The sequence below is a fragment of the Aquirufa echingensis genome (assembly GCF_042714525.1).
Classification (GTDB): Bacteria; Bacteroidota; Bacteroidia; order Cytophagales; family Spirosomataceae; genus Aquirufa; species Aquirufa echingensis.
Genome location: NZ_JBBKYA010000003.1, coordinates 156133 through 182874, shown reverse-complemented (window position 1 = coordinate 182874; position 26742 = coordinate 156133). Strand labels below are relative to the sequence as shown.

Annotated in this window: 22 protein-coding genes and 3 tRNA genes; 15 read left to right on the top strand and 10 right to left on the bottom strand. The window is 33.9% G+C overall.

Translation table 11 applies throughout. The annotated features are described in order from the left end of the window. Positions 1 to 92: 92 nt before the first annotated feature. The 8 genes from gltB (at position 93) to SKC38_RS06040 (ending at position 9553) form a co-directional block, all read left to right on the top strand. Positions 93 to 4664, top strand: a complete 4572-nt coding sequence (gene gltB, locus SKC38_RS06075) for a glutamate synthase large subunit (protein ID WP_377976023.1) — start codon at positions 93 to 95, stop codon at positions 4662 to 4664. A gap of 4 nt (positions 4665 to 4668) precedes the next feature. Further along, on the top strand, positions 4669 to 6159 hold the full coding sequence (locus tag SKC38_RS06070) for a glutamate synthase subunit beta (protein ID WP_377976021.1): 1491 nt from the start codon (positions 4669 to 4671) through the stop codon (positions 6157 to 6159). Positions 6160 to 6232: 73 nt separating this feature from the next. Beyond that, positions 6233 to 6319: transfer RNA gene (locus SKC38_RS06065), tRNA-Ser, on the top strand. Between the two features lie 10 nt (positions 6320 to 6329). Further along, positions 6330 to 6403: transfer RNA gene (locus tag SKC38_RS06060), tRNA-Pro, on the top strand. Between the two features lie 58 nt (positions 6404 to 6461). Then, positions 6462 to 6535, top strand: a tRNA-Arg gene (locus SKC38_RS06055). Positions 6536 to 6563: 28 nt separating this feature from the next. Continuing rightward, positions 6564 to 7853, top strand: coding sequence for a hypothetical protein (locus tag SKC38_RS06050; RefSeq protein WP_377976019.1), 1290 nt, complete (start codon positions 6564 to 6566; stop codon positions 7851 to 7853). Position 7854: 1 nt separating this feature from the next. Then, entirely contained in the window at positions 7855 to 8406 is a 552-nt protein-coding gene (locus tag SKC38_RS06045) for an LbetaH domain-containing protein (protein WP_377976018.1), read from the top strand. A 1-nt stretch (position 8407) separates the two neighbouring features. Beyond that, positions 8408 to 9553, top strand: coding sequence for a glycosyltransferase family 4 protein (locus tag SKC38_RS06040; protein WP_377976016.1), 1146 nt, complete (start codon positions 8408 to 8410; stop codon positions 9551 to 9553). On the opposite strand, the gene SKC38_RS06035 is transcribed toward SKC38_RS06040, so the two are convergent. Next, positions 9550 to 10641 (bottom strand): glycosyltransferase, encoded by a 1092-nt coding sequence (locus SKC38_RS06035; RefSeq protein WP_377976014.1) that lies wholly within the window; start codon positions 10639 to 10641, stop codon positions 9550 to 9552. The genes SKC38_RS06040 and SKC38_RS06035 overlap by 4 nt on opposite strands. Positions 10642 to 10722: 81 nt before the next feature. On the opposite strand from SKC38_RS06035, the gene pheA reads away from it, so the two are divergent. Next, positions 10723 to 11802, top strand: a complete 1080-nt coding sequence (pheA, locus tag SKC38_RS06030) for a prephenate dehydratase (protein WP_377976012.1) — start codon at positions 10723 to 10725, stop codon at positions 11800 to 11802. Here the strand turns inward: pheA and SKC38_RS06025 are convergent. The 8 genes from SKC38_RS06025 to SKC38_RS05990 are packed head-to-tail and all read right to left on the bottom strand — an operon-like array spanning position 11776 to position 17573. Then, complete coding sequence (locus tag SKC38_RS06025) at positions 11776 to 12717, bottom strand: bifunctional riboflavin kinase/FAD synthetase (RefSeq protein ID WP_377976011.1); 942 nt, start codon at positions 12715 to 12717, stop codon at positions 11776 to 11778. The two genes, pheA and SKC38_RS06025, sit on opposite strands and share 27 nt — an antisense overlap. Continuing rightward, positions 12701 to 13399, bottom strand: coding sequence for a tRNA pseudouridine(55) synthase TruB (gene truB, locus SKC38_RS06020; RefSeq protein WP_377976009.1), 699 nt, complete (start codon positions 13397 to 13399; stop codon positions 12701 to 12703). Before truB ends, SKC38_RS06025 begins: the two co-directional genes overlap by 17 nt. Then, positions 13384 to 14175 carry an undecaprenyl-diphosphate phosphatase gene (locus SKC38_RS06015; RefSeq protein WP_377976007.1) on the bottom strand — a complete coding sequence of 264 codons (792 nt, stop codon included), beginning with the start codon at positions 14173 to 14175 and terminating at the stop codon, positions 13384 to 13386. The genes truB and SKC38_RS06015 overlap by 16 nt, the downstream gene beginning before the upstream one ends. Continuing rightward, complete coding sequence (locus tag SKC38_RS06010) at positions 14175 to 14390, bottom strand: DUF3098 domain-containing protein (protein WP_377976005.1); 216 nt, start codon at positions 14388 to 14390, stop codon at positions 14175 to 14177. The genes SKC38_RS06015 and SKC38_RS06010 overlap by 1 nt, the downstream gene beginning before the upstream one ends. A 1-nt stretch (position 14391) precedes the next feature. Continuing rightward, a complete protein-coding gene (locus tag SKC38_RS06005) occupies positions 14392 to 15264 on the bottom strand; it encodes a cell division protein FtsX (RefSeq protein WP_377976003.1) in 873 nt (290 codons plus the stop codon). A 1-nt stretch (position 15265) separates the two neighbouring features. Continuing rightward, on the bottom strand, positions 15266 to 15838 hold the full coding sequence (locus SKC38_RS06000; protein ID WP_377976001.1) for a bifunctional nuclease family protein: 573 nt from the start codon (positions 15836 to 15838) through the stop codon (positions 15266 to 15268). Between the two features lie 53 nt (positions 15839 to 15891). Beyond that, on the bottom strand, positions 15892 to 16839 hold the full coding sequence (locus SKC38_RS05995) for an electron transfer flavoprotein subunit alpha/FixB family protein (protein WP_377976000.1): 948 nt from the start codon (positions 16837 to 16839) through the stop codon (positions 15892 to 15894). After that, positions 16836 to 17573 carry an electron transfer flavoprotein subunit beta/FixA family protein gene (locus SKC38_RS05990; protein WP_377975998.1) on the bottom strand — a complete coding sequence of 246 codons (738 nt, stop codon included), beginning with the start codon at positions 17571 to 17573 and terminating at the stop codon, positions 16836 to 16838. The genes SKC38_RS05995 and SKC38_RS05990 overlap by 4 nt, the downstream gene beginning before the upstream one ends. Positions 17574 to 17621: 48 nt before the next feature. On the opposite strand from SKC38_RS05990, the gene SKC38_RS05985 reads away from it, so the two are divergent. Further along, positions 17622 to 17930, top strand: a complete 309-nt coding sequence (locus SKC38_RS05985; protein WP_377975996.1) for a hypothetical protein — start codon at positions 17622 to 17624, stop codon at positions 17928 to 17930. Here the strand turns inward: SKC38_RS05985 and SKC38_RS05980 are convergent. Next, a complete protein-coding gene (locus tag SKC38_RS05980; RefSeq protein ID WP_377975994.1) occupies positions 17927 to 19801 on the bottom strand; it encodes a DNA topoisomerase IV subunit B in 1875 nt (624 codons plus the stop codon). The two genes, SKC38_RS05985 and SKC38_RS05980, sit on opposite strands and share 4 nt — an antisense overlap. Before the next feature lie 140 nt (positions 19802 to 19941). On the opposite strand from SKC38_RS05980, the gene SKC38_RS05975 reads away from it, so the two are divergent. The 5 genes from SKC38_RS05975 to SKC38_RS05955 are packed head-to-tail and all read left to right on the top strand — an operon-like array spanning position 19942 to position 26738. Further along, a complete protein-coding gene (locus SKC38_RS05975) occupies positions 19942 to 22563 on the top strand; it encodes an SLBB domain-containing protein (protein WP_377975992.1) in 2622 nt (873 codons plus the stop codon). Positions 22564 to 22567: 4 nt separating this feature from the next. Beyond that, the gene (locus SKC38_RS05970; protein WP_377975990.1) at positions 22568 to 23659 is read left to right on the top strand and encodes a hypothetical protein; all 1092 of its coding nucleotides are present in this window, start codon (positions 22568 to 22570) and stop codon (positions 23657 to 23659) included. Next, positions 23652 to 24446, top strand: a complete 795-nt coding sequence (locus SKC38_RS05965) for an ABC transporter permease (protein ID WP_377975988.1) — start codon at positions 23652 to 23654, stop codon at positions 24444 to 24446. Before SKC38_RS05970 ends, SKC38_RS05965 begins: the two co-directional genes overlap by 8 nt. Before the next feature lie 3 nt (positions 24447 to 24449). After that, on the top strand, positions 24450 to 25667 hold the full coding sequence (locus tag SKC38_RS05960) for an ABC transporter ATP-binding protein (protein WP_377975986.1): 1218 nt from the start codon (positions 24450 to 24452) through the stop codon (positions 25665 to 25667). Positions 25668 to 25670: 3 nt separating this feature from the next. Next, the gene (locus tag SKC38_RS05955) at positions 25671 to 26738 is read left to right on the top strand and encodes a DegT/DnrJ/EryC1/StrS family aminotransferase (protein WP_377975984.1); all 1068 of its coding nucleotides are present in this window, start codon (positions 25671 to 25673) and stop codon (positions 26736 to 26738) included. Positions 26739 to 26742: the final 4 nt, after the last annotated feature.

Sequence of the window (26742 nt, the reverse complement as noted above, 5' to 3'; positions counted from 1 at the left end):
AATATGTGCTTATTCTATTGAATATTCACTTAGATTAAGATAATTCTCATTTACATTTATTTTATTTTTTGTTAGAATAATTATATAATATTATGAATAACATTGCCGGCGAGGGTCTTTACATAAAAGAATTTGAACACGATGCATGTGGTATTGGTTTTGTAGCGAGTTTGAAGGGTATTAAATCCCATCGAATAGTTCAAGATTCGATTACGATGTTAATTCGTATGGACCACCGCGGTGCATGTGGCTGTGACCCCAATTCTGGTGATGGAGCAGGAATTTTGCTTCAAATCCCACATGAGTTTCTTTTGGAGGAATCTCGTAAGTTAGGTTTTTCACTTCCAGCACCTGGACAATATGGTGTTGGTATGATATTCTTTCCTAACAACGAAGGTTTAATCAAAGAGTGTAAAGAGGTTATTGAGCGTAAAGCTAAAAAATTAGGTCTACGTTTAATCGGTTACCGAATTGTGCCTGTTGACAATGGAGATATTCAAGGTGCAGATTCAGGAAAAGCGGAGCCATCTATTCAGCAATTGTTTATTGAACGCCCTGAGACATGCGCATCTGAAATTGATTTTGAACGTAAATTATATGTATTCAGACAATATGTTACTCGCCTATTGAATGAAACAATACCTGCTTTAGAAAACAAATTCTACTTTACTTCGCTTTCATGTAGAACGATCATTTATAAAGGGATGTTGACCACAATGCAGGTTCCTGGTTATTTTAAGGATTTGCATGAGGAAAATTTTACATCCGCATTAGCCATTGTTCACTCGCGTTTCTCTACGAATACTTTCCCTGAATGGAAATTGGCTCAACCATTCCGCTTTATTGCACATAATGGTGAAATTAATACTGTGAAAGGTAATTCATCTTGGATGCAAGCGCAATCAGCATTGTTTTCAAGTAAGTTCTTCACACAAGAAGAGCTCGATATGATTTTGCCAGTTTGTAGTTTAGGGCAATCAGATTCAGCGATTTTAGATAATGCCATTGAATTATTGTACTTAAGTGGCCGTTCGCTTCCACATGTTATGATGATGCTTATTCCTGAAGCTTGGGATGGTAATGATAGCATGGCAGATTATAAGCGTGATTTCTACGAATATCATGCAGCGATGATGGAACCTTGGGATGGTCCAGCTAGTATTTCATTTACTGATGGCAAAATGATTGGGGCAACGCTTGATCGTAATGGTTTGCGTCCATCTCGTTATTGGGTTACAGAAGATGATCATGTTATTATGGCATCGGAAGCAGGTGTTTTGGATTTAGATCCAGCTACTATTGTTTCCAAAGGTCGTTTACAACCAGGCAAGATGTTCGTTGTAGACATGGAGCAAGGTCGTATTATTCCAGATGAGGAATTAAAAGAAAAGATATGCCAACAGCAGCCTTATGGGCAATGGTTGCGTGAAAATAAGATTCGTGTTGAAGATTTACCTGAAGCTGGAAGTGAATACCGTCAGCCTAAGGCAACGGAATTAATTTCGCGCCAACAAATATTTGGCTTCTCTACGGAGGATATTCGTATTGTTTTAACTCAAATGGCGGAAACTGGCAAAGAAGCATTAGGCTCTATGGGTATTGATACTCCATTAGCAGTGCTTTCTGATAAAGCCCAACATTTATCTTCTTATTTCAAGCAATTATTTGCTCAAGTAACTAACCCGCCAATCGATCCAATTCGTGAGCGCATGGTTATGTCTTTGTTGACAGATATTGGAGGCTTATCCAATTTATTAGAGGAAAGTCCAAATCATTGCAAGCAAATTGAAATTCAACAACCAGTTCTTCGTAATAAGGAAGTTGAAAAGATTCGTTGGATTGACCACGAAAACTTCCAAACGAAATCAATTCACATGACTTTCCGTGCTTCGGAAGATGCTGGTGTATTGAAAAAAGCATTGGAACGTATTTGTCAATATGCGGAAGATGCTGTGGATGATGGATATTCAATTATCTTATTGACCGATCGAGGTGTGGATTCTTCGCATGCCCCAATTCCTTCTTTATTAGCATTGGGAGCAGTTCATAACCACTTAATTCGTACAAAAAAGCGTGCGAAAGTTGGTATTATCGTAGAAGCAGGCGATGTTTGGGAAACTCACCATTTTGCAACATTAATTGGATATGGTGCATCTGCAGTAAATCCATACATGGCGTTTGAAACGATTCGTGCCATGAAAGAGACGAATTTGGTAGACCAATCGCTTTCTTATGAAAAATTAGAATACAATTATATTAAGGCTGTTAATGGTGAGTTATTGAAGATATTCTCTAAAATGGGTATCTCAACATTGCAATCTTACCAAGGTGCACAAATTTTCGAAATTCTAGGTATTGGTAAAGAAGTTGTTGATTTATACTTCAGTGGTTCAATTAGTCGGATTAACGGAATTGATTTAGATACAATTGCCAAAGAGGCTTTAGTTAAGCATCATGCAGGTTATGAGTTGTTAAAATCAGAATATCCTAAATTAGAAGTTGGTGGTATTTATCAATGGAAACAAAGAGGAGAGGAGCACTTATTTAATCCAGCTACGATTCACTTATTGCAACAAGCGACCAAGTCGAATGATTATTCAGTATATAAAAAATATGCTCAGATCATTGACGATCAAACGAAGAAAGCGATTACCCTTCGTGGCTTATTGAGATTTAAATCGGCACAATCTATTTCAATTGATGAAGTAGAGCCGATTGAAAATATCTTAAAGCGCTTCGCTACAGGAGCGATGTCTTTCGGATCAATTTCTTACGAAGCTCACACAACATTAGCGATTGCTATGAATCGTATTGGTGGTAAATCCAATACGGGTGAGGGAGGAGAAGATCCTATCCGTTTTGAAGCAATGGCAAATGGCGATTCTATGAATTCTGCTATTAAGCAAGTGGCTTCGGGTCGTTTTGGTGTAACTGCCAATTACCTGACAAATGCCAAAGAGTTGCAAATTAAGATGGCTCAAGGTGCAAAACCAGGAGAAGGTGGTCAATTGCCGGGTCATAAGGTGGATGATTGGATTGGAAAGACGCGTCATTCTACACCTGGAGTAGGTTTAATTTCGCCACCTCCACATCACGATATTTATTCGATTGAGGATTTGGCTCAGTTGATATTTGATTTAAAGAATGCAAACCGTGCTGCGCGTATTTCTGTTAAATTAGTATCTGAGGCAGGAGTTGGTACGATTGCTGCCGGTGTTGCTAAAGCACATGCGGATCATATTCTAATTGCTGGATACGATGGAGGTACTGGAGCATCACCTTTATCATCAATTCGTCATGCAGGTTTGCCTTGGGAACTTGGTTTAGCTGAGACACATCAAACTTTGGTTAGAAATAAATTACGTGGACGTGTAACGGTTCAAACCGATGGACAAATTAAAACAGGACGTGATATTGCGATCGCTGCCTTATTGGGTGCAGAGGAATTCGGTGTAGCTACTGCTGCGCTAGTTACTGCAGGTTGTATTATGATGCGTAAGTGTCATTTAAATACTTGCCCTGTTGGTGTTGCTACGCAAAATCCGGAATTACGTGCCTTGTATACAGGTAAACCAGAAGATGTCGTGAATCTATTCCATTTCTTAGCGCAAGATATGCGTGAGATTATGGCAGAATTAGGTTTCCGTACGTTGGAAGAAATGGTAGGCCGTGTTGATTTATTAGAAATGGCCGATTTATCAAACCACTGGAAGTTTAAGCATGTGGATTTATCACCGATCTTAACTCCTGCAGTACGTGAAGAAGGTGTAGCTGTTGTGAAATCGGAGGAACAAGATCATGGTTTAGAAGAACAATTAGATTGGCAAATCATTAAACTTGCACAATCAGCCATAGATACAAAGAAACCTGTATATGGTGAGCTTCCGATAATCAACGTAAATCGTTCGGTAGGTACAATTATTTCCAATGAAATCACCAAGAAATATGGTGAAAAAGCATTACCTGCTGGAACAATTCACATGAAGTTTAATGGAACCGCTGGTCAATCTTTCGGAGCATTTTCGGTTAAAGGTTTGACACTTGAAATTGAAGGTGATGCAAACGATTATATTGGAAAGGGAATGTGTGGTTCGACCATTATAGCTTATCCAGCTAAAGTTGCGCAGTTCAATGCTGCAGAAAATAGTATCGTGGGTAATGTTAGTTTTTATGGTGCAACTTCAGGTGAAGCTTATTTAGCAGGTATGGCTGGCGAGCGTTTCTGTGTTCGTAATTCTGGAGCTAAAGTTGTCGTAGAAGGTATAGGTGATCATGGTTGCGAATATATGACAGGTGGTCTTGTACTTATTCTAGGAGCAACAGGACGTAATTTCGGTGCAGGTATGTCGGGCGGTGTTGCATATGTCTTAGATGAGAAGAATGATTTCGAAGGAAAGGTCAATAGGGAAATGGTTGAGATTACGGATTTAACCCCAGAAGACATTTCGATCGTAAGAATGTACCTAGAAAAGCATATTGAATTGACAAATTCAATGAAAGGTAAATCGATTCTGGATAATTTTGATGCTTCTGTAAGTTTATTCAAAAAAGTGTTACCAGTAGATTACCGAAATGCATTATCATCAAGACATTTAAGCATCACTGATGTATTAAATGACAAGGATCGTGTTTATCAAGATATTCAAATCGAATTAAAAAAATAGTATAATGGGGAAGCCAACTGGATTTTTAGAAGTTGATCGGAGAACAGCATTAAAACGTCCTGTATCAGAACGTGTTACGGATTATAAGGAAATTGAATTATTAGCAAGTCCACAAGACACAGAGTCACAGGCTAGTCGGTGCATGGATTGTGGTACACCATTTTGTCATAATGGTTGCCCACTTGGTAATATCATTCCTGAGTTTAATGATGCTGTTTATGAGCAAAACTGGAAATATGCGTTTGAAATATTAGTTTCAACAAACAACTTTCCTGAGTTTACTGGTCGTATTTGTCCAGCGCCATGTGAATCAGCATGTGTATTAGGAATTAATAAGCCAGCCGTTGCGATTGAAATGATTGAAAAATCAATTATTGAAAAGGCTTATGCAGAAGGCTGGGTTGTTCCTCAAACACCAGCAAAGCGCACAGGTAAAAAAGTAGCAGTAGTTGGATCAGGACCTGCAGGTTTAGCAGCGGCAAGCCAATTAAACAAAGCTGGCCACTTAGTGACTGTTTTTGAGCGTGCAGATCGTATTGGTGGTTTATTACGATTTGGTATTCCTGATTTTAAATTAGATAAATCGACCATTGATCGCCGAGTGGCTGTCATGGTGCAAGAAGGAATTGAGTTTAAAACAAATACAACTATTGGTCAGGACATTAAGTTATCTAAATTACAACAAGAATTTGATGCAATTGTATTGACGACTGGATCAACAACACCACGATTGATACAAGCAAAAGGAAATGACGCCATAGGTATATTTCCAGCTATGGAATTTTTATCACAACAAAATAAGCGTGTTTCAGGTATAGAAGTGGTTAAAAATCATAAAGGTGAAAGTTATTCGCATGGAGAGATTTTAGCAACTGGTAAACATGTTGTTGTAATTGGTGGGGGAGATACAGGTTCTGATTGCGTGGGTACATCTAATCGTCATAAAGCAAAGTCAATCACGCAGATTGAAGTTATGCCGAAGCCACCAGTTGACCGTGCTGAAAATACACCTTGGCCTAATTGGCCTAACATGTTGCGTACTTCAACTTCTCATGAAGAAGGAGCGGAGCGTTTGTGGTCGATTTCCTTGCAAGAATTTGTAAAAAATGAAAAAGGTGAATTGAAGGCATTGCTTATTGGAGATATTTCGATGAAAAATGTAAACGGTAAGCTTGAACAAGAAATTATTAATATTCGAGAAATACCATGTGATTTGGCCTTAATTGCTGCTGGTTTTTTGCATACGGATCATGCTAATTTGATTGATGAATTGAAAAATCAAGGAGGTAATTTGGATGAGCGTGGAAACATTGCTGCGAATCCAAATTATAAAACCCTGGTAGACAAGGTCTTTACCGCTGGTGATGCTAGAAGAGGACAATCGTTGGTCGTTTGGGCAATATCAGAAGGTAGAGAGGCAGCCCGACAAGTAGATCTAAGTTTGATGGGTAAAACGAATTTGCCAGGTAAAACAATTTCATCTTTTGACTTATAATTATTTGTTTTTTTTAGCCAGATATTTGGCATCTTAAATAAATAATCTTATTTTTGTACTCTCTTAAATGCTAGGAGAGATGCCTGAGAGGCCGAAAGGACATGTTTGCTAAACATGCGAACTGGGAACGGTTCCGAGGGTTCGAATCCCTCTCTCTCCGCAGTGTTTTTCGGGGTGTAGCGTAGCCCGGTATCGCGCTTGGTTTGGGACCAAGAGGTCGTAGGTTCGAATCCTGCCACCCCGACACAGTCAATTTAGTTAAGAGTGCTTGCACATTTAGCTAAATTGACTTTTTAATTTTGGGTTCCGTAGCTCAGCTGGATAGAGCAACTGCCTTCTAAGCAGTAGGTCTTTGGTTCGAATCCAAACGGAATCACATTTTGTGTAGTTTATGCATGTATTTTATGATGACCGCAAATAAATTTACACTCAATCGTCAAGCTATCGGATTAACTCTCATTTGGATTGGTCCACCACTCATTTTTTTCATTCGTGATTTATTAGGCTTTGGCAATTCTACCATATTTACAGGATTATCCTATATTTTAGGTTGCTTCTTAATGTTGAATTCGAAGCCATTAAGCTTCTACAAATCTCAAAATATTGTTTTGGCCTTTCTGGGCTATTTTTTTTTAGGTTTAGCTTTCATCTACTTTTTGATATTTAATTTGGAGAAAAATGCTTTTTCTTCTGATGTAATTAATTTTGGAATATTGTTTGTTTTAATTTTATTACTCCTTAGAACAGACGATGAAATACAAAATTACCTTCCCTTCTATATACTTATTTGTACATTACTCGTTAATGTTGCCCTTATCTATTCAATAAGTACTAATCCTAATTATGTTTTGGGTGCTAGAGCTACAGTCCAATATAATTCACAAAGTTCGGGTGATTTTTCAGGTAATCCTCAAATTTATGGTCGAAATGGTGTAATTGGGATGGTAATATCCTTATTATTAATGCTTAAAAAACAACTGAATTTAGTTGGAGGTAAAAGCAAATTAGTAACTCTACTAGCCCATTTTAATTTTGTTTTTAGTTTCGTTGTTCTCGTATTAACGCAAACAAGAGGAAACTTAATCTCCTTAGTTGTAATTCTATTTCTCTTTCTATTTCTTAAAAGGAATAAGATAGATCATTTAGAATATTCACACAAAAATGTGGTTAAAGGGTACTATTTAGTGGTTATTTCATTGTTAATTTACTTTAATGATAAATATCAAATCATAGATAAGATTACCATGTATTACGATCAAATTCTATACGTTGTTAATCGAGCGATTAACACGGGTGTTACAATGGGTAAAGCTGGAGACAATGATCCTAGTGCTATGGGGCGTGTAAACAGTATTGAATTTGTACAAAAAGAATTCTTTTATAAACCGTATAATTTTATCCTTGGTAATGGATTTAAATATCGATATTTAGATATTCCTGTATTGGAAGCTTGGGTAAATTTTGGGCTTTTTGGTTTGTTTCTTTTTATCTTATTTAATCTTTACATACTTTACAGTGTTACTATTAGCATCAGATCATCAAGTATATTTCAGAATTTTCTTGGCCTTATATACTTGAACGTATTTATTACGCTTTTCACGTCAGGAAGACCAGTTGATACAATTTATTGGATTTTTTATTTAATACTCATTAGGTTTATGAATGTTAAATCAAATCAATATATATTAAAATAATATGTCGCAAAAAGTAGAATTGAATTCTTTCAGGCATGTTCTATTTCAAAATTATAAATTGAAGGTTAAATATTTGATTTGGCTTTTGATTTCAAATATCTTTTTTTTAACAAATATTCCGTATTCAAACATTTTAAAAGTATCATTATTGAAATTATTTGGTGCTAAAATCGGGGTTAAATGTATCATTAAACCTTGGGTAAAAATTAAATTTCCTTGGGAATTAGAAATTGGAAATTTTGTATGGTTAGGGGAGGAAGTTTGGTTAGACAATATTTCCAAAATTACGATTGGTAGTAATGTTTGTATTTCACAAGGTGCATTATTAATCACAGGAAATCATAGATATGATTTAACTGATTTTCCCTTAATTTCGAAGCCTATTAAAATTGAAGATGGTGTTTGGATTTGTGCAAAGGCTATTGTAACGGGTGGAGTAAATGTGGGAACACATGCTGTTTTAGGTATGAATTCAATTGCTTCAAAAGATTTACTGGCTTATACGATATACAATTCAGACGGCAGCATTAAAGACAGAAATATAACCAAGTAATATGATAAATGTTAATTCCATATTTAACGACGTAAATATTCAAATTTATCTATCCATTATTATCTCCTTATTAATTACCCTTACAGCAATCCCTGTAATCATTAATATTAGCAGATTGAAGGACTTAATGGCTACTATTGAGCAAAGGAGCTCACATGAAGAATTAACCCCTACACTTGGAGGTATCGCAATATTCGCCGCAACGTTAATTACCTATTTCATTTGGGAAACTCCGAATGAAAGTCATGAGTTGCATTTAACCGTTTCTGCCTTAATAATTCTCTTTTTTCTGGGTATTAAGGATGATATCTTGATATTATCCCCAAGAAAAAAATTGTTTGTCCAAATTGCAGCATCTGTCCTCGTCATTGGATTATCCAATTTGCGAATCATAAACTTATACGGAATTCTAAATATTACTTTTGTACCATTTACCTATGGACTAATATTCACGATATTTATATTTATTACTTTAATTAACGCAATTAATCTAATAGACGGAATCGATGGATTAGCAGGAATGGTGGGCTTACTTATAAGTTCAATATTTGTTTTTTTATTTTATAGGCTTAATGAATATTCTTATGCTGTTTTAGCCGCAGCATTATCTGGTTCATTAATTGGTTTTTTACGGTACAATTGGTCGATAAAAAATAAGATTTTTATGGGAGATACAGGATCATTAATTGTCGGATTCTTAATTTCTATATTTTCTATTAAATATATACATATTAATTCTTCATATGTTGTAAACCCCCAACTAGATAAAAATGCGCCCTTATTAGTAATTAGTATATTATTACTACCTCTTTTTGATACATTAAGAATGTTTGTAATTCGATTACTGGAAGGTAAGTCACCATTTATAGGTGATCGAAAACACTTTCATCACATCCTAATTGATAATGGCTTTTCTCATGTAAAAGCAACTATTAGTTTAGTAACAAGTAATTTAATTTTTATTGTTATTTACGTAGCGTTTCTTGAAAAATACTCAATAAATCGTTTACTGCTGATTTTCCTTTTAACGTTTTTAACCTATTGCCTTATTGCCTATTTATTATCTAAGCGAATTGATTCAGGTAAAGTAGATCGGCTAACTTTCAAAAAGATAGATAAACTTAAAAGAATTAAAAGTATTAATTAATACTTCTCAAAGAGTTGAACAAACTTAGCAAATTCAACCTGGTAGTTATTTTCTGATACCGAATTCTTCGTTTTTTCACTTTTTGTATTTATTGTATCGAGGACAATGTTTTGAATGTTAACTATATCGTTGGTTCCGATAAGTTTGCCTTTACCATTATCTAAGATCAATTTAGACCCATTCTCCTCTAAACTAATTATAGGTAATCCCGCGTGCATTGCATCGAATAATACCATTCCCATGGATTCCTCCCTCGAAGTAAATAGGAACAAATCACATTTAGAAAGTGCATGTAAATATGCTACTTGACTTGGGAGCGAAATAATAACTACATGTTGAAATTTGGGCAATAGAAGTTTAAGTTTAACCCATTCTGAGTACGCTGATTCATCGAATTTACCAAACCAATACAAGGTAAACTTATCAGCATCTAATTTTTCGGCAATTTCTAAAAAACGATCAAATCCTTTACGATAACAAATTGTTCCAGCGCATGCAATTTTATATTTTTGAGAGCCTACCAAGTGATCATTTTCTAAAAGGCCATTTAAATCAAAGTTTTTAAAGCTGGGAACTGAATTTATTTGATTGATTTTTTTTGTATATATATCTCCATACAGATTTGTGACTAAATCAGAGCAAGTAACTAATTCATCTGTCAGAAGAATCATGTTAGAAAAATCCTTTTTATCTAAGGAATTTAATCCCATTAACAGTTCATGTATATGAAGGATTTTTACAAGGTTAAATTGAGAGATATAGGGTAATAAATATGCATTATTTACGGTGTTTAAATATGCTATATCGGGAGGTAATCCGCTAAATAGTTTCATTAGCTTATACTTAAATACATTTACCCCGACCTTGAAAAGTACCCTTTCTACGAAAGAAAAATCCTTATTAAAAGACTTAAATACAATATCATTTGTTAATTCTAATTCAGACTTAGACTTTTTACTAGTAGTAACAATAAATATTTTATAGCGATTATCTTTACTTAAATCAGAAATAAATTGACTTAACAATGTCTCAGAACCAGTTAAACCAAAATCATTTACAAAAAAATATATCCTTTTTCTCCTCATCATTCCTTTTAATATAAATGTTACATTTAACCAATATTTAGGCCAAATGTACTAATTTTGTTAAAATATAGCACATAAAAATTAATGGACAATATAAATTCTCTCCGTGAAAAAATAGATTTAATCGATGATTCTATTTTACAATTATTAGTTAACCGGATGAATATTGTTGAAGAAATCGGAAGTATTAAAAAACAAAATAGTACCGCTATATACCATCCTGATAGAGAAAAAGAAATAATCGATCGATTAGCAAGTAAGCCAACAGGGAAATTAAAAAAAGAGGCGATTGAAGCTATATTTTTAGAAATTTTCGGCGTATCTCGAAATTTAGAACTTCCAGAAATAATTAGTTTTTTAGGGCCCGAGGGTAGTTTTACGCATCAGGCAGCTGAGTCCAGATTCGGAGCGGTAGCTGATTACATTTCTTTACCTTCCATTAAGTCCATTTTTGATTCTGTAGACTCAGGTAGAGCCAAATATGGTATTGTTCCTATTGAGAATAATCAAGAGGGCATGGTCAAGGAAACACTTGATTTGCTAAACGAAAAATCACTTTTTATAATATCGGAAATCATTATTCCAGTTAATTTTTGTTTGGCAACGAAGGAACACGATATTAACGCCATCTCGCGTATATATTCTAAAGATATTGCGTTCAACCAATGTCAAGGTTTTACGCAAGATTACTTTGCTGCGAAATCTGATGACTTTTTTGTTCAAGTAGACTCAACATCCAAAGCTGCTAAACTAGCCTCTGAAAATCCAGGTACGGCTGCTCTTTGCTCGCACATAGCCGCAAAGATTTACCATGTACCCATTTTGTTTGATAATATTCAAGATAACGATAGTAACCAAACACGCTTCATTATCATTTCTAAAGTTGAAAACTTAAAGAAAACCAATCGAGATAAAACGACTTTAGCTGTCAAATTAAAGGATGATGATAAGCCGGGAACTCTATTGAAATTATTAAAGGAGTTTGAAGAAAAGAAAATCAATTTATTGAAAATTGAATCGAGACCTCAGAAAGATACCAATGAATTTAAATTCTGGTTCTTTATCGACGTAGAGGGAAATAAATTAGATGAAGAAATCAATACTATTTTGCAATCAAAAGCTGATGAAATTAAATTTCTAGGAAGCTATATGAATTTGTGCTAACAACGCTTTGGCGTGTATTTGATCCTTCTTTAATTGGTCAACTAAAGCAGGGAAGGAGTCAAATTTCTTTTCATCACGTAGTCGGTCGAGAAATTCAACTTTGATATGCTCTCCGTAAATTTCCATTTCGAAATCAAATAAATGTGTTTCGATTCTAAGTTCCCGACTATTTGTTACTGTCGGGCGAACTCCTATATTGGTCATACCAAAATATTCTTGTCCTAAAATAAAGGATTTAGTCAAGTATACACCAAATGCGGGAATCAATTTTTCAGCATTTGAAAGTTGCATATTTGCTGTAGGAAAGCCAATAGTTCTACCTAATTGATCTCCTTTTATAATTTGGCCAGCTATTGAATACGGATAATTCAATAAAACTGCAGCTTGACTTACCTCGCCTAGGCTAATTTTAGTTTTAATTAACGAGCTACTAACAACTTCATTATTTAGAATTGATTCCTGAATTCGATGAGTCTTTATGTTCGGGAAATTTGAGTCAATATATGACTTTGAACCCTCTCTATTTTGCCCAAAATGATTATCGTAGCCGAAAACAATATTACTGACATGCAATAAGTCGATCAAGATAGAAGTGGTAAACTGATTAGCGCTCAAGCTGGCAATAAAAGAATCGAATGGAATTGCGATAAGAAAGTCAATTCCTAATGCCGCTAATCGCTCCGTTTTTTCTTCGAGATTTGATAATGAACTAATCGGAGCATTCGGATTAAAGAATGATTGCGGATGATTAGCGAAACTTAAGACAACAGAAGGAATATTATTTAACTTGCTAATTTCTAAAACTTTATTCAATACACTCATGTGACCAAGGTGTAAACCATCAAACATACCTACGGTGATGACACAATCAGTGAACTCGACATCAATTTCGTTCAGATTACGATAAACTCGCATAAATTTCTTTATTAAAGGATTCGACTGATTGTGCATTCTTTACATCATATTCACCAATTTTGGTTCGAACAAGTTTCTTTAAATATGCTCCTGATTGCAATAATTCACCTAAATCACGTACGATAGAACGAATATAGGTCCCTTTAGAACATTCAATTTCAAAGTCAATTTCAGGGAAATTTGCCGTATTAATGTCAAATCTGTAAATACTAGCATCGCGAATCTTGATGTTTAATTCTTCCTCTTGAACCCCTTGTCGCGCATGAGTATACAAGCGCTTTCCATCCAATTTAATGGCCGAATAAATAGGAGGGACCTGCTTAATATCTCCACTCAGTTTCGTTGCAATTATATGCTGAATCAATGATGTATCAATATGATCGACAGGGAATTCTCCATTGAAATCCGTTTCTAAATCAATAGAGGGAGTAGTTTTTCCTAAGACCAACGTTCCAGTATAGGTTTTAGGTAAACTTTGAAAATAATCGATTTTCTTTGTGTGCTTTCCTACACAAATAATCAACAAACCTGTAGCTAAGGGATCAAGCGTTCCAGCATGACCAATTTTTTTGAACCGGCCTAGATTTTTCAACTTTTTAACCACATCAAATGATGTCCACGTAAGTGGTTTATCTATCAAATAAAATTGGTTTTCTATTCGTTCCTCTACAAGTTCATCCATAATGCTAATCCAAGAAGAACGCCAGCTATTATTCGGTAATAGCCAAAATATTTAAATCCATATTTTGAAACAATATTTACCATAAAGCGTATGGTCAATAATGCAATGATAAAACTAATCACAAAGGAAATACCTAATACAGGCAAATGATCTAAGTCTAAGAATTGCGGTACATCAGAACGATAATCCCAAATTTTCTTCGCACAGGCCCCAAGAATAGTGGGAATTCCCAATAAGAAAGAATATTCAACCGCAGCTTGGTGACTTAATCCTGAAAGCCGAGCTCCTACAATGGAAGCGCCTGATCTAGATACCCCAGGAATCATTGCAATACACTGATAGAATCCAATTTTGGCCGCTTGAATTATACTTAACTCTGTCACATCAATACAAGATGGCTTTTGATTGCGCATCCAAAAATCAATTCGCAATAAAATTATTCCACCTACTACCCAGGAGACCGCAATAAAGTAATATCCTTGAAATAGTGATTCTAATAAATCATCAAAGGCAACTCCTAGTATTATAGCTGGTATAAATGAAATACTGACAAAACGATAGATTGCAAAAGAACTCGTGAGTCGTTTAAAATACAAAAAAGGAACAGCTGCAATTGCTCCAAGTTGGATAAAAATGGTTAAAAAATTCAAGAAATTACTTGGGGGAATTTCCATGAAATACTCACCTATAATCAGGTGCGCAGTCGATGAAACAGGTAGAAATTCAGTTAGTCCCTCTATAATTCCTAAAATGATTGCTTCAAAATTATTAACCATTACTTCCTAATTCTAAATAACGCGAAAATCGGAATAATTACGCCTGCTAATACCAAAATAGGTCCCAAGGTTAAACCTAAAAATCCAAAGCCGAATGGCTCTTTATCTAAAGTCATAATGTAGAAACCAATAAACATGATGCTAATTCCTGTTAATAAAATACAAATGCTCTTTGTATCTAAAGGGAAAGCGGAATGGTTTGAATTTTTATTCATCTTAATAAAGGTTTGACCCAGATATTTTTAAATACTTATTTAAGGTTAACAATGTGCTCAATAAACTGAAAATAACTGCAATGACAAGGGTTCCAATCAGTATAATGACTTGATTAGTAACATTAAATAGATAAATGGTTAATTCTGGAATTTGATTATTAATGTAAAAGTAAAATACATTCGTTATTAAATAACCCAATATAGCACCTAGCAACCCTAGAATAACAGATTTTAACAAATAGGGTTTCATGATAAAACCATTTGTAGAACCTAATAATTGCATTGATTTAATCAATGTCCGATTGGCATGAATATGCAATTTCGTGTAGTTGCTAATTTGAAAATATACAATCAAAGCTATTAAACAGATAAAAATGATTGCAGCACTCGATATTACTTTAATTTTAGGAATGATTAGATCTAAATAGTTTTCTGGATAAGTAACTTCGTAAATACCCGTAGAACCTCTTAGTTCTGTTGCCAATTTTTCAAAACTTACTTTATTTCTGAATGATGGTTTTAATTCTAAAATAATTGAATTTTTAAAAGGGTTTATATCCCCCAATAATTCATCAAAATTTTCATGCGTTGTATTTAAGAAGTCTTTTGCAATAATTTGTTTATCAACAAATTGAATTTTTGCCGCATTGATTTCATTCCTTTTTTTAAGAACCTGAATTGTAGAATCTATTTGATTTGTTTGTAGAGAGTCATCCAAATAAACATATACTTTCATTTGTGATTGAATACTCTCACTCCAAGTATAAGCACCGCTTAGGAGTTGAAAAAGTAAAGAAATAATCACCGACAAGCAGGCAATACTGATTACGATAATTTGATTAGTCGCCTGAGCTTTCCCTTTCGAGTAACGCATATTATTTAGTTAATTGATTTAATTGGTCTCTTAAACGAGCTGCTTCCTCATAATTTTCCTCTGCTAACGCTTTTTCTAATGAAAACTCTAGTTCAGCCGTTATTTCACTTAAAGACTTCGTATTTATTTCTAAAATTTCATCATCATCTGAATGGAAAACATCCATCGGAATGGCAATTTCGGATAGCAAAGATTCAGAAATATAGATACCAACATTTAATCGTAAGCCAAGAGCTATAGAATCGGATGGTCTAGCATCAAGTATAAATTCACCATTCGTTGACTTCGCATGAATTTTAGCAAAAAATACACCATCATGAAATGATGTAATTTCAATAAATGAGAGTTGTATTGAAGATTCTTTGATAAAATTGGCAAACAAATCATGAGTCAAGGGTCTAGCAGGTACAATTTCTTCCATGAACATTGATATTGCCTGAGCTTCTGTCAAACCAATAACCATTGGAAATCCTAAATGCTTTCCTTCATCAGCTTGTAAAAACAAAATATAAGAGCTTGCTCCAGCAGCACTCGGACTTAATGAAACAACCTGCAATTTTATAAGCTCTCCCAATGTATTTTGATAAAATACAAAGATAAGCAAACAAATGCCTTATAAAGCCTCTTTTAAAGATTTTTTACAATTTCAGGAATAACATCAAATACATCTCCTACGATACCATAATCTGCATATTTGAAAAATGGTGCTTCCGGATCATTGTTAATAACTACAATTGTTTTTGAACCATTTACTCCTGCCAAATGCTGTATCGCACCTGAAATTCCGCAAGCGATATATAGTTTAGGCGCTATTTTAATTCCAGTTTGACCTACGTGTTCACTGTGGGGCCGCCAATTGATATCAGATACAGGTTTTGAGCAAGCTGTAGCTGCGCCTAATTTAGCGGCTAATTCCTCAATCATGCCCCAATTACTTGGATCCTTCAACCCTCTTCCTGCACCTACTACATAATTAGCATCACCTAAATTAGCGCCCTGAGGAACCTTATTGATGGTACTCACGGAAAATGAAGTTGAGTTGGGCAATGTTAACTTAACACTTTCAACTTTCATTAAAGACTCATGGAGAGGTTTGTACGCAAAAGATGGATTTAATTGTAGAACACTCGCATATCCTATTTTCAAATTACTTAAAGCTTTTCCACTAAAAATACTTTGTTTAATCATCATTTCAGATGGTGCCAAATTGATCGATACAATTTGGGGGATTAAAGGCAATTTTAACTCGGCACTTGCCCGCGCCATAATGGAATCCACAAGCGTAGATTTATATCCTAATAGTATATCATAAGCTTCACTACTAAATTTTGATATAATAGTATCCATTTGGTTTTTGGATAATATGCCAGAATCATTCAAATTAACTATTTCATGCAAAGAAACAGAGCTTACTGTGGGAATCTCTATTTGATCAATAGGACTGAACACGTATAAATCTACCTTAATCGGTGTTTCACTAACTTGCTGAAATCCTTGAATCAAATGAATTATTGACGCGGAACGTGAACTTAATTTTCCAGCGTTAATGTCAATGAATGCTGCTATATTTTTCATGCTCTTACCTCTTTTTTAATAATTTCAATTAATTCATTTAAGTTCTCTCGTTGGAACATTTGACCTTTTCGCTGTTGGTCATTAACCTCATCATTAATATAGGCTAATCCAAAACCAAATTGAGGTTCTCTTAAAACAATATTCTTTGCCCTTGCGGCCATAATTCCACGCATTGAAGGAATTTTCCATTCAGCGATCGGTTCTTGACAACCTAGTACGAGGGGTAAATCACTCGATAATTGAACCGTACCAACAGAAGATTCAACTTTAATGTTGCAAGTTGAATTATTGCTAATATCCAAATTCATGACAGGACTAAAATGATTCCAACCAAGTAGGGAAGCGGTATATTGATGAACGAGTCCCGTATTGTAATCAATAGACTCTTTACCCATTAATATCAAATCAACCGAATTTTCTTTGACGAAACTGGCAATTTCTTGAGCTACTTGAAATGAATCATTCGCTTTTGTATTAACTCGAACAGCTGAATCAGCACCTAATGCAAGACATTTGCGAATAATGGGTTCAGATGAATCCAGTCCGACATGAAATATCACAATTTCAATATTATTGGGATCAGCTTCTTTAATTTCAATAGCTCTTGATAAAGCATAATCCTCATAAGGACCCGAAATTAATGTCAATCCGTCAAGGTTAACAAAATTATTCGAACTTAAACTTATCTTTGAAGTTGTGTCCGGAACAGCGGAAATACAAACTAATATTTTCATAGGCATCAAATTGTTATGCAAGCATACTAAATTCTTTCTATTAAGACAATGAATCGGAGTGAATTTATTTTAAACGAAATCAAGGAAGATCCTCAAAATCCATTGAATTACTATTTTTTAGCAGTTGAGGAACGATCAATAGGGAATACGGAATCATGCATTTTGATTCTGGAGGATCTAATAAAGAACCATCCGGATTATCATCCAAGTTATTATACATTGGCTGAACTATTTTACAAACTTGATCGGATAGACGAAGGAACACATGTGGCGGAACTTGGCATAAAAAAAGCAAAAGACCTTCAATTGCTGAAGGTCTTGCACGAATTAGAACAGTTAATTTTGATAAATGATTAGGTTAAAAGTACTTCTTCCAAATCTTTCTCGATTACTAAGTTCTCAATAATGAATTTTTGACGCTCAGGTGTATTTTTACCCATATAGTAAGTCAACAACTGAGGAATAGTAAAGTCTTTCTCTAAAATAACGGGTTCAATCTTAATATTTTCGCCAATAAATTCACCAAATTCCTCTGGTGAGATTTCTCCTAATCCCTTAAATCGTGTGATTTCCGGTTTGGGTCCCAATTTTTCGATGGCATTTCTACGTTCTTCGTCTGTGTAACAATAGATGGTCTCTTTCTTATTTCTTACACGGAATAGGGGAGTCTCCAATATATATAAATGGCCATTACGTACTAGATCAGGAAAAAACTGCAAGAAAAATGTGAGGATAAGTAATCGAATATGCATCCCATCTACATCGGCATCTGTTGCAATCACAATTTTATTGTAACGTAAATTGTCTAAGCTATCTTCAATATCTAGCGCATGTTGCAACAAATTGAACTCTTCATTTTCGTAAACGATCTTCTTAGTCAGTCCAAAGCTATTTAAAGGTTTACCTCTTAAACTAAACACGGCTTGCGTTTGTACATCACGTGACTTGGTAATACTACCACTGGCCGAATCCCCTTCGGTAATAAAGAGTATTGTTTCTTGTCGAGCTTCTGCTTTATCATCTGTTAAATGGACCCGACAATCACGTAATTTTTTATTGTGTAAGTTGGCTTTTTTAGCCCGCTCATTCGCAAGCTTTTTAATACCTGCGATGTCTTTTCTTTCCCTTTCCGACTGCAAAATGCGTTTTAACATGGCATCAGCCACAGCAGGATTTTGATGGAGGTAATTGTCAAGTTCCGTTTTAATAAAATCACCAACGAAAGTACGAATGGAAGATGAAGATGAATCAGGTGAAATATTTGTTGACCCTAATTTAGTTTTCGTTTGTGATTCAAATACCGGCTCCTGAACACGAATAGCAATTGCTCCCACGATACTTGCGCGAACATCTGAAGGATCAAAATCCTTTTTGAAGAATTCTCGAACAGTTCGTACAATAGCCTCACGAAATGCCGCTAAGTGCGTTCCACCTTGCGTTGTATTTTGACCATTGACAAATGAATAATATTCTTCTCCGTATTGGTTATTGTGCGTAATTGCTAATTCGATATCATTACCCTTTAAATGAATAATTGGGTAGCGATTTTCTTCCGCATTTGTTTTCTTAGATAATAAATCCAACAATCCATTTTGGGAATAATATTTTTCCCCATTAAAATTAATTGTAAGCCCAGCATTAAGAAATGCATAGTTCCAAAATAAATTGTCAAGAAACTGTGGGATAAAATGATAATTCTTAAAGATGGTATTATCGGGTTCAAAACAGATAAAAGTACCACTCTTACTTGATGTGCTTTCTAATCCTTTGGATTCATTAATTAATTCACCCTTGCTGAATTCCGCCCATTTAGTCTGTCCATCACGATAAGATTGTACCTTGAAGTAGTTTGATAATGCATTTGTAGCCTTCGTACCTACACCATTTAACCCGACAGATTTTTGGAAAGCGCCTGAGTCGTATTTCCCTCCGGTGTTAATTTTTGAAACGCAATCAATGACCTTACCTAAAGGAATTCCACGACCGTAATCCCGCACTTCGACCTTTTGATCCGAAATTTTAATATCAATGTTTTTACCATTGCCCATCATGTGTTCGTCAATGGAGTTATCCATGATTTCTTTTACAAGGACATAAATACCATCGTCAACAGATGAACCATCTCCTAATTTACCAATGTACATACCTGGGCGTAATCGGATATGTTCTTTCCAATCAAGTGACCGAATACTGTCGTCGTTATAAATAGGTGTATTATTGCTATCCATTGATATGATTTAAAAAATGATTTTAAATTCAAATATAGCGCATTTTGAATAAATATTTTATGCTAACGCATGAATGAAAAATTGTTTTTTTTGAGTTACTTTGCGGACTAATTTGCTAAAATACTTTATTGAAAGACGAAATGAAAAAAATTCTCATTACAATATTTGTTTTGATTTACACGATTAATGTGTGGGCTCAATTGATGCCTTTCAATTCTCCCATTAATACAGCTAATCAAGGAACTAATGGAATCTATCAGCCTAAATCTCCTAGCAAATCAGCGAGGAGAGAAGTAATATATGCGCCTAAAGAACGAGTTACAAACGATAGCATTTCAAATGCAAGGTTATCATCGATTCAAAAAGCAAATGAATTAACAAAGTCCGACACTGCTATAATTAATTTAAGAAAAAAGATCTTCGGTTATTCAATTTTTAATAATAAGGGAGGAACTTTTGAGCCAAATTTAAAGATTGCAACTCCTCAAAATTATGTTGTAGGGCCTGATGATGAGATTATCGTTGATATTAATGGGTATTCAGAAGAACATTACAATTTAATTGTAAATCCAGATGGGTTTGTAAAAATTAATAAAATTGGAAACGTCTATGTAGCAGGCCTTACAATTGAAGAAGTGAAAGCACGATTAATTAAAAAGTTGTCGACAATATTTGTTGGATTGAAGAAAGCGGGTACAAATATGAGTTCAACAAATTTATATGCTAGTATATCATTAGGTAATATAAGAACTGTCAGTGTAACAATTCAAGGGGAGGTTTCTTTCCCTGGAACATATTCTGTTCCATCACTTGCACGTGTTTTTAACGTATTATATTTAGCTGGTGGACCAAACGAAAATGGAACATTCAGAGAAATACAATTAATTAGACATAATCGTGTAATTAGTACAATAGATTTGTATGATATTTTAACACAAGGGTATTCTAAGAACGACATGTTGATACATGATCAAGATATTATAAAAGTAGGTGTTTATAAATCAAGAATTGAATTAAAAGGCAAAGTCAAAAAAACAGGAATTTTCGAGGTTTTACCTACCGAAAAATTAGATTTTATTATTAATAATTTTGCGGGTGGCTTTACTGAAGATGCCTTTAAAGATAAAGTGAAAATCACCCGCTTCACCAATACAGAAAGAAAACTTATTGATTTAAATGCTGATGTATTAAATTCCTTCTTACCTAAGTCGGGAGATATTATACAAATAGATCCGATAAATTTTGACAGGTTTGAAAATCGCTTAGAAGTTATTGGAGAAGTTTTTAGACCAGGCGTATTTTCATTGGAAAATAATCCAACGCTAAAGAAATTATTGCAAAGTGCAGGTGGATTAAAAGAAAATGCATTTGTTGGAAGAATTAATATACAAAGACTTGGTGATGATTTAAATCCACAAAGTATATCTGTGAATTTCACAGATTTAATGGCTAATACTTCCAAGGATATTCCATTGAAACGTGAGGATAAAATATATGTTTATTCTAAACTAGATTTAAGAGAAACATATACTGTTACGCTGCATGGCGAAATCAATGGTACTAGGGAGACAAACAAAGACAAAAATAAGCAACGGACTAATATTACAAATTCAGAAAATATCGAATCGCCAAAGGATAATTTAAGTGGTAATTTGGAAAGTGATGTTAAAGATTTAGATGTATCAACAAATCGTGCTGTTAACATTGATGGGACAGAAGCTGTAAGTGAAATTTCTGAAGAATTAAAATCTAATAATGCAGCTAATTCCCTTTTGAATAGACAAGTGAAGTTAACACTACCTTTCATTGAAAAAATGACGGTAGAAGATTTAATCTTAAAAGGAGGAGGTTTACGGGAGTCTGCGGCTACAGGATATGTTGAAGTAGTACGAAGAAAGAAAAATACATCCATTGATAATAAGGATTTAATTAATTCTCAAATAGCAGAAATAGCTAAGTTCTCAATTAGCAAAAACCTTGAATTAGATAAATCATCATCTACATTTGAATTAGAGCCATTTGATGAAGTTTTTGTTCGATCTTCTCCCAATTATGAGTTGCAACAGTTTATCACAATTAAAGGTCAAGTATTTTATCCCGGGATTTATGGATTAGAGAAAAAAGACGAACGAATTAGTGATATCTTATCCAGAGCAGGCGGCCTAAATAGACAAGCATTTCCAGAAGGAGCTAAGTTACTTCGTATAAGCCAAATTTCTGAATCGGAGAAAAAGCAAAAAACGGAACAATTAGCGGAAATTCAGGATAACTTTTCAAATGTCAATATCAACAAAGAAAAAGCAGTCGTTTCAAAACACGAGACAATTGGAATTGATTTAGTTGATGCACTTAACAATCCCGGCGGAGTTAATGATTTATTTTTAAATGAGGGGGATATTTTAGATATCCCAAGAGAACCTCAAACGGTTAAAGTAACTGGTGAGGTATTATATCCCAATTCAGTTAAATTTACTAGCTCATTTGGAGTGAAAGATTATATATCTCAAGCTGGAGGTTTTACATCATCCTCAGCGAGAAAAAGGATTTATGTACTTTACTCTAATGGTTCTGTTAAACGTGCCAAAAATTTACTTTTTTTACGATTCTATCCCAAAATAGCGAAAGGAGCAGAAATTATTGTTCCACAGAAAGTTAAAGTAGGCAGTACAAGTCAACAAATTGTATCAATCGTGTCTGTTTTGACAGGGACTGTTACTAGTATCATTGGTATTATAACATTAATAAAAGCTACTGCTCAATAATTTTATGCAAGAAATAGAATCAAACGAAAATCAAAATAATTTAAAGTCAGTATTGATCCAAGTATTGGTTATTGTTCCTTTTCTTAAGAAAGAATGGAAAAAGATAGCTCTGGGGGTATTGTTAGGTTTATTGATTGGAATAGGCATTGAAATAAAAAGAAGTAGAGAGGGTACTGTTAAATCTAAGATTATTTTTATCCTTGAAAATGATAATGGTGGAGGTGGAGGTGGTTTAGCTGATATAGCCTCTTCCTTGGGAATTGGTGGGGCAACAGCTGGAACATCATTATTTAGTGGAGAAAATTTCCAAGAGCTACTTAAAACCAGAATTATATACCGAAAAGCCTTATTAACTAAGGTAAAATATGGTAACCAAGAGGATTATTTTGGCAATATTTTCTTGGAGCATTGCCAACTAAAAGATAATGAATGGGGGCATCTTCCTCCTCAGTTTTTTACTTATAGATTTAATAATCCGGATTTAAATTCGCTTTCTCCTGAAGATAAAAATTTATTGAATACGATTTATAGCTATTTAAAGGATAACACTATTGTAACACAAAGTAATTCTAAATCTAGTTTCCAGACGCTTAGTGTAGAAATGAAAAGCGATACGCTTGCCTATGTGTGGTCTAAGTTATTTCTAAAAACAGTAACTGATTATTACATTGAAACGAAGACCAAAAAATCCAAAGAGTTGCTTAAGGTCATGGAAAATAGAGTTGATTCATTACAATCAGCACTATATTACACGCAAGGTAAATTAGCTAATTATAATGATCAAAATCAGCAAATTATATTCCAACGAGCAAGAATAATTGCAGAACGATTACAAATGACAAGTAGTCAACTTCAAGGTTTATATTTTGAAGCCTCAAGAAATCTTGATAATCTGAAATTTTCATTAGTTAAGGAAGCTCCATTGTTAACTATTATAGAGGATACGGAACTACCAATATTAAGGGGTAATTATACGTATGGTCCTGTTACTTTTATAAGCGTTTTGATTTCGTTTATATTAACATGCTTCGTAATATATTTATACAATTTATATGTGGAATTTTATAGCAACAAGAAGCTAAATAAGAATGATTAAAAGTATTAAAGAAGTCATTGCTGAGAAGGATTTGCTTTTCATTTTAGCTAAACGTGATATTACGGTGAGGTATAAACAGACCGTACTAGGTATATTATGGGCTGTTATTAGGCCAGTAGCAACAATGTTTGTCTTTATTTTTGCCTTTAAACAAATACCCGCTTTATCATCTACTAATAAGTATCCATTTCAACTGATATTGTTCTCGGGAATTCTAGTTTGGAACTATTTTGCTAACTCATTTCAGGCAGTAAGTAATTCTTTGTTGGTGAATAGTAATTTAATTTCCAAAGTATATTTCCCAAGGCTAATTATCGCATTTTCATCAATTGCTGTTTCCTTGTTAGATTTATTAATTGGGCTTGTAGTTTATCTAATTTTATGCTTTTACTTTCAATACCCAATCACATTTAACTTTGTATATTTCCCGCTTGTAATCATTATTATTTCATTTTTCTCCATTGGATTAGGTCTTATTTTAGGTTCATTTTCAATTAAATATCGTGATATTTTACAAATCATACCTATTGTCGTTCAGTATGGTTTTTTTGTTTCTCCAGTTGTTTTTACTATTGATTCGTTGCTAAACAAAAGCTGGTTTATATACTACTTAATATTAAATCCGATAGTAGGATTAATTGAAATATCACGCTATATTTTATTAGAAGGGTATAAATCTATTAATCTATTGCAATTTCTAATAACCCTAACTAGTGCTTTTTTGTGTTTTATTATTGGTATCACTATCTTCAATAAAAGAGAAAATTCATTTGTTGATCATTTGTAATTTATGAAAATAGTAGAAGTTGAATCAGTTGGAAAAACATACAAATTATCTAACAATGATTCCCCAACTTACAAAAATGGATTAAAGAGTTTTTTTAGTTCGGAATCAAAGCAAGTTTTTAATGCTTTGACTGATGTTTCTTTTAGCATAAATAAAGGTGATAAATTAGGAATTATTGGAAATAATGGAGCAGGTAAGTCTACATTATTAAAAATTCTAAGTCGTATTACTCAACCTACTAAAGGAAATATATACGTAAGGGGTAAAGTTGCGAGTCTTCTTGAAGTAGGAACGGGTTTTCATCCAGAATTATCAGGTAGAGAAAACATTTTCCTTAATGGCGCGATTTTGGGGATGACTAAAAATGAAATAAAATCTCAATTCGATGAAATTGTAGATTTTGCAGGTCCTCAAATTGCTCAATTTTTAGACACCCCAGTTAAAAGGTATTCATCTGGAATGTATGTTAGGTTAGGATTTGCAATTTCAGCTCATTTAAACCCTGAAATTCTAATTGTAGATGAGGTTTTAGCTGTTGGGGATGCTGATTTTCAAAAAAAATCGCTCGGCAAAATGAAAGAAGTTGCTGCACAGGAAAAGACAATATTATTTGTCAGTCATAATTTAACAGCGGTTCAAAATCTTTGCAATAAAACTCTACATTTAGAAAATGGTAAAGTAAAACATTTTGGTGAAACAGGGGCTATATTAAATTCATATATGGCCGAAAATCAATCTAGGAAACTAAATCACGAATTTGAGAATTTTAACGATGCTCCTGGAAATGAAATTATTCGTTTAAAAAAAGCGGAAATTTTTCCTCAATTAGATCCCAATATAGATTATTGGACTACTCAAAACTCTTTTACCATAACATTTGATTTTTGGTCCTTGTTAAAGTCGGCTAATTTAAATATTAGTTTACATGTTTTTGCAAGCACAGGGGAGTGTATTTTTAATATTGGTAGTGAAATTAAAGAGTTTGAAAGTGGTATCATTGCCACTAAAATAGATATACCAGGAAATTTCTTAAATGATGGAAATTATTATATTTCTGTCATGGTCGTTCAAGATGGATCAAAGGTTCTATACAATTTTGAAAATTTGTTTGAATTCGAAATTGCAGATTACCGCGAAAACACCTCATGGTTTGGTAAATGGCCAGGGTATGTCAGACCTAATTTTCCAATTAACATTGTACAGTTAACAAAATCAAACTAGTTAATGATACATGTAACAAAATCGTTTTTGCCGGATATAAAGGAATATATTGCCTTATTGGAAGAAATATGGGCAAATGGCCAGTTGACAAATGATGGACCATTAGTCATAGATTTAGAGAAAAAACTTGCCGAGTATTTAGAAGTTGAAAACTTTATTTTTGTTTCAAACGGTACAATAGCACTTCAAATAGCAATTAAAGCTTTGGCTTTAGTTGGGGATGTAATCACCACACCTTTTTCGTATTGTGCGACTACGACTTCATTAATTTGGGAAAATTGTAATCCGATTTTTGCTGATATTTCACCCATTAGTTTAACGTGTGAAAATCAACAAATCGAGCAAGTAATTAATGAACATACGAAAGGGATATTGACCACGCATGTTTATGGAAATAGCGCAGATTTATCAGAACAAGAAAAATTAGCAGCATACTATTCAATTCCAATTATTTATGATGGGGCGCATGCATTCGGAGTAAAGCATCGAGGTCGATCTATATTTAATTACGGCACAGTTTCTACGTGTAGCTTTCATGCTACCAAAATATTTCACACCATTGAAGGTGGTGCTATAATTACCAAAGACTCTAAATTGGCTGATAAAATTAAAGGCTTGAGAAGTTTTGGACACAAAGGGGATAACTATTTTGATTCAGGAATTAATGGTAAAAATTCTGAATTCCATGCAGCGATGGGCTTGATAAATTTAAAACATTTTCCTCAAATTAAAGCTCACCGAAAAGTTTCCTCTGAATTATACGAAACTCATTTAACTTCTAAAGTTGAAAGACTAGCTTGGAATCCCGACAATTCTCGTAATTTTAGTTATTTCCCCGTAATTTTTCCTTCAGAAAATATTTTGCAAAAAGTAATAGTAGAATTAAATAAGTCAAATATTTTTCCAAGACGTTACTTTTATCCTGCACTTAATGAGCTTCCTTATTTAACTTATCAAGCATGCCCAATCGCGGAAGATATTGCGAAAAGAATTCTATGTTTACCTTTATCAGCAGAAATTAGCCAAGAGGATATTAACCAGATATGTTCAATTATTAACAGCATAATATAATACG

Bases quoted from the DNA above. Each gene is read 5' to 3' on its own strand.
- SKC38_RS06040 (WP_377976016.1), top strand. From the start codon at position 8,408: ATGATAAATGTTAATTCCATATTTAACGACGTAAATATTCAAATTTAT.
- SKC38_RS06010 (WP_377976005.1), bottom strand. From the start codon at position 14,390: ATGAATAAAAATTCAAACCATTCCGCTTTCCCTTTAGATACAAAGAGC.
- SKC38_RS05970 (WP_377975990.1), top strand. From the start codon at position 22,568: ATGCAAGAAATAGAATCAAACGAAAATCAAAATAATTTAAAGTCAGTA.
- SKC38_RS05995 (WP_377976000.1), bottom strand. From the start codon at position 16,839: ATGAAAAATATAGCAGCATTCATTGACATTAACGCTGGAAAATTAAGT.
- SKC38_RS06005 (WP_377976003.1), bottom strand. From the start codon at position 15,264: ATGCGTTACTCGAAAGGGAAAGCTCAGGCGACTAATCAAATTATCGTA.
- SKC38_RS05980 (WP_377975994.1), bottom strand. From the start codon at position 19,801: ATGGATAGCAATAATACACCTATTTATAACGACGACAGTATTCGGTCA.
- SKC38_RS06070 (WP_377976021.1), top strand. From the start codon at position 4,669: ATGGGGAAGCCAACTGGATTTTTAGAAGTTGATCGGAGAACAGCATTA.
- SKC38_RS05990 (WP_377975998.1), bottom strand. From the start codon at position 17,573: ATGAAAATATTAGTTTGTATTTCCGCTGTTCCGGACACAACTTCAAAG.
- truB (WP_377976009.1), bottom strand. From the start codon at position 13,399: ATGGATGAACTTGTAGAGGAACGAATAGAAAACCAATTTTATTTGATA.
- SKC38_RS06050 (WP_377976019.1), top strand. From the start codon at position 6,564: ATGATGACCGCAAATAAATTTACACTCAATCGTCAAGCTATCGGATTA.
- SKC38_RS05955 (WP_377975984.1), top strand. From the start codon at position 25,671: ATGATACATGTAACAAAATCGTTTTTGCCGGATATAAAGGAATATATT.
- SKC38_RS05965 (WP_377975988.1), top strand. From the start codon at position 23,652: ATGATTAAAAGTATTAAAGAAGTCATTGCTGAGAAGGATTTGCTTTTC.
- SKC38_RS06045 (WP_377976018.1), top strand. From the start codon at position 7,855: ATGTCGCAAAAAGTAGAATTGAATTCTTTCAGGCATGTTCTATTTCAA.
- SKC38_RS06035 (WP_377976014.1), bottom strand. From the start codon at position 10,641: ATGATGAGGAGAAAAAGGATATATTTTTTTGTAAATGATTTTGGTTTA.
- SKC38_RS05985 (WP_377975996.1), top strand. From the start codon at position 17,622: ATGAATCGGAGTGAATTTATTTTAAACGAAATCAAGGAAGATCCTCAA.
- SKC38_RS06015 (WP_377976007.1), bottom strand. From the start codon at position 14,175: ATGGTTAATAATTTTGAAGCAATCATTTTAGGAATTATAGAGGGACTA.
- SKC38_RS05960 (WP_377975986.1), top strand. From the start codon at position 24,450: ATGAAAATAGTAGAAGTTGAATCAGTTGGAAAAACATACAAATTATCT.
- SKC38_RS05975 (WP_377975992.1), top strand. From the start codon at position 19,942: ATGAAAAAAATTCTCATTACAATATTTGTTTTGATTTACACGATTAAT.
- gltB (WP_377976023.1), top strand. From the start codon at position 93: ATGAATAACATTGCCGGCGAGGGTCTTTACATAAAAGAATTTGAACAC.
- pheA (WP_377976012.1), top strand. From the start codon at position 10,723: ATGGACAATATAAATTCTCTCCGTGAAAAAATAGATTTAATCGATGAT.
- SKC38_RS06025 (WP_377976011.1), bottom strand. From the start codon at position 12,717: ATGCGAGTTTATCGTAATCTGAACGAAATTGATGTCGAGTTCACTGAT.